The sequence below is a fragment of the Lacisediminimonas sp. genome (assembly GCF_030645335.1).
Classification (GTDB): Bacteria; Pseudomonadota; Gammaproteobacteria; order Burkholderiales; family Burkholderiaceae_D; genus Lacisediminimonas.
The window spans coordinates 1-7627 of record NZ_JAUSNH010000087.1; the positions used below are offsets into that span (position 1 = coordinate 1).

At 62.3% G+C, this 7627-nt stretch carries 7 protein-coding genes; 4 read left to right on the forward strand and 3 right to left on the reverse strand.

Annotation, left to right across the window (positions count from 1 at the left end; translation table 11 throughout):
* From Q7T64_RS06230 to Q7T64_RS06245, 4 genes are all read left to right on the forward strand, one after another.
* Positions 1-585 (forward strand): acyl-CoA dehydrogenase family protein (locus Q7T64_RS06230; RefSeq protein ID WP_304792928.1); only part of this gene is annotated, 585 nt, incomplete at its 5' end.
* Positions 586-619: 34 nt separating this feature from the next.
* Positions 620-1786 (forward strand): acyl-CoA dehydrogenase family protein, encoded by a 1167-nt coding sequence (locus Q7T64_RS06235; RefSeq protein ID WP_304792931.1) that lies wholly within the window; start codon positions 620-622, stop codon positions 1784-1786.
* Between the two features lie 185 nt (positions 1787-1971).
* Positions 1972-4194 (forward strand): hybrid sensor histidine kinase/response regulator, encoded by a 2223-nt coding sequence (locus Q7T64_RS06240; protein ID WP_304792934.1) that lies wholly within the window; start codon positions 1972-1974, stop codon positions 4192-4194.
* An 80-nt stretch (positions 4195-4274) separates the two neighbouring features.
* Positions 4275-5276, forward strand: coding sequence for an aldo/keto reductase (locus tag Q7T64_RS06245; RefSeq protein WP_304792937.1), 1002 nt, complete (start codon positions 4275-4277; stop codon positions 5274-5276).
* A gap of 124 nt (positions 5277-5400) precedes the next feature.
* On the opposite strand, the gene Q7T64_RS06250 is transcribed toward Q7T64_RS06245, so the two are convergent.
* The 3 genes from Q7T64_RS06250 to Q7T64_RS06260 all read right to left on the reverse strand — a co-directional run.
* Positions 5401-6618, reverse strand: a complete 1218-nt coding sequence (locus tag Q7T64_RS06250; protein WP_304792942.1) for a cyclopropane-fatty-acyl-phospholipid synthase family protein — start codon at positions 6616-6618, stop codon at positions 5401-5403.
* A 106-nt stretch (positions 6619-6724) separates the two neighbouring features.
* Positions 6725-7360 carry a pyridoxamine 5'-phosphate oxidase gene (pdxH, locus tag Q7T64_RS06255; protein ID WP_304792940.1) on the reverse strand — a complete coding sequence of 212 codons (636 nt, stop codon included), beginning with the start codon at positions 7358-7360 and terminating at the stop codon, positions 6725-6727.
* The coding region (locus Q7T64_RS06260) for a hemerythrin domain-containing protein (RefSeq protein ID WP_370653264.1) at positions 7347-7627 on the reverse strand (281 nt) is incomplete at its 5' end. The genes pdxH and Q7T64_RS06260, both read right to left, overlap by 14 nt.

Sequence of the window (7627 nt, forward strand, 5' to 3'; positions counted from 1 at the left end):
GGCAGCCATGAAGTCAATGAAGTATTCCTCGACAACGTGCGCGTACCGGCAGAAAACCTGGTGCACAAGGAAGGGCAGGGCTGGACCGTTGCCAAATACCTGCTGGGTTATGAACGCCTGAATTCCGGCCGCATTGCGCCGTCCAAGCGCCAGCTTGCACGGCTCAAGCAACTGGCATCGCAGGTGTGCGACGATGGCGTGCCGCTATTGGACGATCCGCGCTTTCGCGACGCCATGACGCAAGTGGAAGTCGAGCTGATGGCGCTGGAGATAACCAACTTGCGTTTTCTCGACGAGATGCGTCGCACTGGCCGTCCGCCGGGCCCCGAAGTGTCGCTGCTCAAGCTCAAGGGAACCGCTATCCAGCAAGGCCTGGCCGAATTGATGATGCAGGCCGCCGGTCCGCTGGCGCTGCGTGAATATGTGCAATATGTGCAAGCCGACCTGGCTGCGCAGGATGACGACGCAGACGCATTCCTGGCGGCGATCACCTCGCGCTACCTGAACCAGCGCAAGGTCACCATCTACGGCGGCTCGGACGAAATACAACGCAACATCATTGCCAAGATGAGCCTCGGGCTTTGAAACCCGCCGCCGCTTGTGGCAGGAAGCGACCAACATGAATTTCGATTACAACGACGAACAGCGGCAATTCGCCGATGCCCTCGGGCGCTTCGTGGCAAAGGACTATGGCTTCGAGGCCCGCAAGGCGATCGTGGCATCTGCATCGGGCGCCAGCGACAGTGTTTGGCAAACCCTGGCAGAGCTCGGCGTGCTGGCCTTGCCGCTGGCCGGCGAGCACGGCGGCTTTGACGGCGGGGCGGTCGACCTGATGCCGGTGATGGAAGCATTCGGCGACGCGCTGCTGGTGGAGCCATATCTGTCCACGCTCGGATTGGCTGCGCAATGCATTGCGCGCAGCGGCAGCGCCGCGCAGCAAGCGGCGATCCTGCCCCTGGTGGCGAGCGGGGAAATGAAGCTGGCGTTCGCACACGCCGAACGCGCCGCGCGCTACCGGCCGCAAAGCGTGGCAATGCGCGCTGTGCGCAGCGCCACAGGCTGGATACTCGACGGTGAGAAATGCATGGTGCTGCACGGACCGCTTGCCAACCGTGTGGTGGTCAGCGCGAGGACGGCCGGCGCAGCCGGCGAGCGCGATGGAATCAGCCTGTTCCTGGTCGATCCCGCTGCGCCCGGTGTGACGCACAAGCCATACCGCACGGTGGATGAAATGCCGGCCGCCGATATGTTGTTCAGCCAGCTTGCGCTGGACGATGATGCGCTGCTTGGCGTGGCCGGCGGCGCTCTGCCGGTGATTGAGGACGTGCTCGATTTTGCGACGGCGCTGGTGTGCGCCGAGGCGGTCGGCGCGATCGCTTATGCCAATGCACAGACGCTGGAATACCTGAAGACCCGGCGCCAGTATCGCACCACGATCGGCAGTTTCCAGGCGCTGCAGCACAGGATGGTCGAGATGATGATCTCCCATGAGCAGGCCAGGTCGATGGCCTGCCTGGTCTGTGTCAAGGTCGATACCGAGACCGATCCCGTGGCGCGCAGCCGGATCGTTTCCGCCGCCAAGATCCGGATTGCGCAGGCTTGCCGGCTGGTCGCGGCCGAGTCGGTCCAGATGCATGGCGGCATCGGCATGACCGATGAACTCAAGCTCAGCCATACGTTCCGCCGGCTGATGGTGATTGCGCGGCAATTCGGTGATATGGATCATCACCTGGCACGGTTTGCGCAGCTTGACCGGTCGCTGATGGATCGCGCAATCGCGTTGTAATGCAGGCAAGCATGTGCCCCCTGGGTTGACGCACACGTGTTTGGTTACGATACAGATGTGGCAAGTTATGGCTACAATCGAATTAAATCGACTCCAATCAGGTCGCAGCGGCGGTGGCGGGCCGTGCTTCGGCGCCAGGCATGGGCCGCGATTTTGCAGCATTGGCATCCATCTGCTGGAGAACAATGAAAATCCGGGCCTATTTCGTTCTGCTGGCCATCGCGGTGACGGTTCCTGTCATCCTGGTTTCCGGCTGGGCGCTCAACATGCTCGACGAAAATGGCCGCGGCACTGCATTGCGCAGCATGCACGAGACAGTGCGTGCCGCCACGCTGGCGGTCGATCGCGAACTGTACGCCACTGAAATCAGGTTGCGTGTGCTCGCCACTTCGCCTGACCTGGCAGCCGGCGACATGCGCTCGCTGCACGAAAACATGTCGAAAGCCAGTCGGCCGCTGACGGACGGCTGGCTGGTACTGTTGGACGATTCAGGACAGCAAATTATCAACACGCGGGTGCCCTTCGGCTCACCGCTGGGCCCGCTTGCCACTGGCGAGCAGATCAGCGCGCTGTTCAAGATGACCGGGCCGTTCGTGTCCAACCTGGTAAAAGGGCCGGTCTCGGGCAAGCTGCAGGTGGGCGTTGCGGTTCCGGTGCAATTGCCGAACGGCAAACGGTATGCGCTGGCAGAAGTCATGACCCCCGCGCTGTTTGACCGCTTGCTCGACGAAAGCGGCATTCCGACAAGTTGGGCGCAGGCCTTGTTCGATCGCGACGGCAAATTCATTGCGCGTAGCCCAGGTAGCGAAAGCATGCTTGGCAGGTATGCCCGGCCCGAGCTGATCGACGCCGCACGGCGCGAACATACCGGCCAGATCCGCCACCATACATGGGAGGGCGTTGAATCCTATGATGTCTTCAGCCATACCCAGCGGGGCAACTGGACGATGGCCGTTGCCGCCCCGGTGGCGGTAATCGACGGTGCTGGGCGACATGCGGCAAAAATTGCCGCAATCGGTTTCCTGGCCGCACTGTTGTTGGCCGGAATTGCGGCATGGATTTTCGGACGCCGCCTGGTGCAGTCGCTGGACCGGGCCGCCAAAGCCTCCGCCATGTTGGCGCGGGGTGAAATGCCGCCATTGTCGGACTCATCCGTGGCCGAGATTTTCGAACTGCAGCGCGCGCTGCACCGCGCCGCCGAGCTGATTTCGCAGGAACGCGCGTCGCGCCACGTCGCTGAACTCGAGCGTGAACGATTGCTGGAAGTCGAGCAACAAGGGCGCTTGCTGGCTGAAGAGGAAAGCAAGGCCAAGGACGCCTTCCTGGCGATGCTGGGCCATGAGCTGCGCAATCCGCTGTCTGCAATCAGTGCCGGCATCGCGCTGATCCAGGCGGCCGGATCGGCGTCGGAGCCGGCGCTGCGCGCCAACGAAATCATTGCCCGTCAGAGCGCGCACCTGGAGCGCATCGTCGACGACTTGCTCGACAGCGCGCGCATGCTGGCCGGGAAGATTACGCTATTGAAAGTGCAGCTCAACCTGGGCGATGCGGTGCAGGCCTGCGTCGATGCGGTGCGCGCAACCGGCCGCCTTGACGGCTACACCGTACGGCTACATGCCCGGCCCTTGATGGTCGATGCCGATCCGGCCCGGATCGACCAGATCATCAACAACCTGCTCAACAATGCGCTGAAATACACCCCGGCCGGCGGCACCATCGAGATCACGCTGCGCGAGGACGATGGCCAGGCGCTGCTGGAGATTCGCGACAGCGGCATCGGCATGCAGCCGGCATTGCTGGAGCGGATATTCGACCCCTTTGTACAGGGCACGGTATCGCTGGATCGCGCCAAGGGCGGACTGGGCATCGGCCTGACCCTGGTCAAGAACCTGGTGGAGCTGCATGGCGGCACGGTCAGCGCGCAAAGTGAAGGTGAAGGGGCCGGCAGCTGCTTCGCGGTGCGCTTGCCCTTGCTGCCGGAGCGCGACATTCCAAGCGTGGCGCCGGTGGCGCCCGTCGGCGTTTCAGGCACGTCAGTGCTGTTGGTGGAGGATAATGTCGATGCGCGCGACATGACGGCGGAGTTGCTGCGCTGGTCCGGTTACGTGGTGACCGCCGTGGCGTCCGGACAGCAAGCGCTGCAGGCCGTGCGTGAACAATGCCATACCGTCGCGGTAATCGATATAGGTCTGCCTGATATCAGCGGTTACGATCTGGCGCGGCAGTTGCGGCAATCGCCGTCGACGCGGCAGATGGGGCTGGTGGCCCTGACCGGATATGGCCTGGCCACCGATGTACGAACTGCAAGGGATGCCGGCTTCGATGTGCATCTGGTCAAGCCGGTCAACTATCAGCGATTGGCCGAGGCGATAGAACGTGTGCGCGCCGGCCAGGGACAGAGCGCCTGAAGCGCAGGGTATCCATTGTTCCCACCGCAGCGGCTGGCTACGGTAACATGTCCCGCCGGTAAAACAGGAGAGAAGAACACATGCAGACCCGTCGTCTTGGAAGGACCAACTTGCAGGTTTCCAAATTGTGCCTGGGCACGATGTTGTTCGGGGACCAGACCGATCAGGATGAAGCGCAGCGCATCGTTTCGTCCGCGCGCGACAATGGCGTGAATTTCATCGATACGGCGGACGTGTATGTCAACGGCCGCTCCGAGGAGATCGTCGGTGCCTTGCTGCAGGGCCAGCGGCATGACTGGGTGCTGGCGACCAAGCTCGGCAACAAGATGTCCGATGCGCCCAACAATGGGCATTACTCGCGTTCCTGGATCATGCATGAAGTCGATTGCAGCTTGCGTCGGCTGGCGACCGATCACGTGGACATCCTGTACCTGCATCGGGACTTTCCCGACCTCAACCTCGATGAGGTGGTGATGGCGCTGGGCGACCTGGTCCGCAGCGGGAAGATCCGCTATTTCGGCTTGTCGAATTTTCGTGGCTGGCGCATTGCCGAAGTGATCCGGCTGTGCGAACGCCACGGTGTGCCGCTGCCGGCAGCCTGTCAGCCCTGCTATAACCTGCTCAATCGCGGACCGGAGGTGGAGGTGTTGCCGGCTTGCGCGCATTACGGCATCGGCGTGGTGCCGTATAGCCCGATCGCGCGCGGTGTGCTGACTGGCAAATACATGCCGGGTGCAGCGCCGCCGGCTGGGTCGCGGGTGGCGCGCGGTGAGCGCCGCATGATGGAGACCGAGTTCCGGGATGCGTCGCTGGAGATTGCTGCTGTGCTTGGCGAACATGCGGCGGCACGCGGGATTCCCTTGACGCAATTTGCCGTGGCCTGGGTGCTGGCCAACCGGCTGGTGACGTCGGTTATTGCGGGGCCCCGGACGCTGGAGCAACTGGAGGGCTATTACGGCGCTGTCGGTCTTGCCCTGTCCGCTGAAGAGGAGGCGATGGTGGATCGCCTGGTGCCGGCGGGGGAGGCTTCGGTGCCTGGTTATACGGATCCGAGTCATCCTTTTTTTGGACGGTCGGTCTAATCGCTTCCATGCGGGGTGTTCTGCCTGATGGCTGCAGCAAGCAGAACACCCGTAAAGCAAGCCCAGAGGCCGCGAATCGAATAACAAAAAAGCAATGATCAGGTCATGCGTGGCGGGCAGTGTTTCACTGCCCGCGCCGGTCGCCATAAACATGGCGCCGCGACCACGGCAGCACATCGCACTTTTGGCCGGCCTTGACGCAGACAACCTGGTTCAATGAAATCCAGTCATGGGAAAATGCCCAGGCGCATCCGGCCAGGTACACCCGCCAGATGCGGAACCGTTTCGGGTCGACCATCTGCCGCAGCCGATCCGCATTGGCCTCGAAGTTCTCGGCCCATAGATTGCAAGTGCGCGCATAGTGACGCCGCAGGTTCTCGACATCCACGACCTCCAGCCCACCCTGCTGCATGGCCTTGAGCACTGTCGATACATGTGCCAGTTCACCGTGCGGGAATACATAGCGGTCGATGAAGTCGCCGCCACCGTAGGCGGTTTCGCCATTCTCGGGATCGGTTGACGTGATGCCGTGGTTCATTGCCATGCCGCCCTCGGCCAGCAGCGCGTGGATACGGGCGAAATAGGCGGCGAGGTTGGCGATGCCGACATGTTCGAACATCCCTACGCTGGTGATGCGATTGAAAGTGCCGCTGACATCGCGGTAATCTTGCAAACGGATTTCGACGCGGTCCGACAGGCCCAGCTGTTCTACCCGTTGCCGGGCCAGCGCATACTGGTTGTTCGATAACGTGACGCCGACGCAGCGCGCCCCATATTTTTGGGCGGCGCGAATCGCCAGCGCACCCCAGCCGCAACCGATGTCGAGCAACTTGTCCCCCGGCTGCACCTGGATCTTGTCCAGGATGTGGTCGATTTTCCGGATCTGCGCAGTCGCCAGGTCTTCGTCACCATTCTCGAAATAGGCGCAGGAATAGACCATGTTCGGATCAAGCCATGCCTGGTAAAACTCGTTGGAGACGTCGTAGTGGTATTGGATGGCAGCGGCATCCTTGCTGCGTGTATGGCGGAACGGGTTGAAACCGCGGGCCGAGCGACCGCCATCCTTGATGGTCCTGGCTGCCAGCGTATTGGCTACACCAATCAGCGCGTTGACGCGGCCTTCCACTTCCAGCACGCCCTCGACATAGGCCTGGCCGAGGTTGGCCAGTGTCGGCTTGAGCAGGTAGCCCAGCGCCGCCACGTGCGGCACTCGGATGGTGACTTCGGGTTCGGGCGCGCCAAAGTCGAATTGCCGGCCGTTCCACAGCGTCAGCCGCAGCGACAGGGGCGAGTCCCTGCGTATGCCGTCGATCCAGTTCTCAAGTCTTCTTTCCCAAAACATCTGTGCCTCCACGCTTGTGAATGCCGGAATGGGTTGCTTGCTTGCGGTAAAAAAACTGCGGAAAACTGCCCGAATCTTCGTCGTTGCGGCGGCCCCGGCCACGGAATCAGGGCTGCAATCTCTCCCTGCGCCAGCTGCCGTCGCCTTGCAGGCTATAGGCAATGCGGTCATGCAGGCGGGATGCCCGGCCCTGCCAGAATTCTGCATACTCCGGCCGTAGCCGGTAACCACCCCAATGCGGCGGCCGCTGTGGCGAATCGCCATGTTGCTGCTCGGCTTGCCGGTAACGTTCTTCCAGCGCTTGCCGCGATTGGATCGGCCGGCTTTGCGCAGATGCCAGCGCACCGAGCCGGCTGCCCAGCGGGCGGATGTTGAAGTAGGCGTCTGCTTCTTCTGCGCTGACGCGCTCTACCGATCCTTCGAGCCGCACCTGCCGCTCCAGCGGCTGCCAGAAAAACAGCAGCGCGGCGCGCGGATTGTGCTGCAGTTCTTCACCCTTGCGGCTTTCGTAATTGGTGTACCAGGTAAATCCACGCTGGTCGAAATCCTTCAGTAGCAGGATGCGCGATGAGGGAAGTCCGCCGGCGGCGACGGTGGAGACGCTCATTGCATTCGGCTCCGGCACTTCACTGCGCAAGGCTTCATCAAACCATTTCGCAAACTGGGCGACCGGGTCGTCGGCGACCTGTTCTTCGGACAGGCTGGCGCGCGTGTACTCGCGGCGAAGCTCAGCGATGGACATCGACGGGCTCCTCGGGAATGCCGCGGCGAGTACGCATCGCGTTGCCGAGCTTGTTCATCTGTTCGTCGGAAAACAGCCGCTTTGCCATCGGGGCGATCGTCTTCTCTTCTTTTTCCATATGGCTTGAATACAATTCGGCGAAGCGCCGGACCTCGTCTGCGCCCAGGCTGCTGCCGCTTCCTTGCGCGACTGCCTGCAATTGCCGCCCAAGCGACTCCCAGCATCCCGCCATTTGCTGGTGCTCGTCGAGGATCTGCGGCACCAGCG

Coding starts and splice junctions, on each gene's coding strand:
- Q7T64_RS06235 (WP_304792931.1), top strand. CDS start 620: ATGAATTTCGATTACAACGACGAACAGCGGCAATTCGCCGATGCCCTC.
- Q7T64_RS06240 (WP_304792934.1), top strand. CDS start 1,972: ATGAAAATCCGGGCCTATTTCGTTCTGCTGGCCATCGCGGTGACGGTT.
- Q7T64_RS06245 (WP_304792937.1), top strand. CDS start 4,275: ATGCAGACCCGTCGTCTTGGAAGGACCAACTTGCAGGTTTCCAAATTG.
- Q7T64_RS06250 (WP_304792942.1), bottom strand. CDS start 6,618: ATGTTTTGGGAAAGAAGACTTGAGAACTGGATCGACGGCATACGCAGG.
- pdxH (WP_304792940.1), bottom strand. CDS start 7,360: ATGTCCATCGCTGAGCTTCGCCGCGAGTACACGCGCGCCAGCCTGTCC.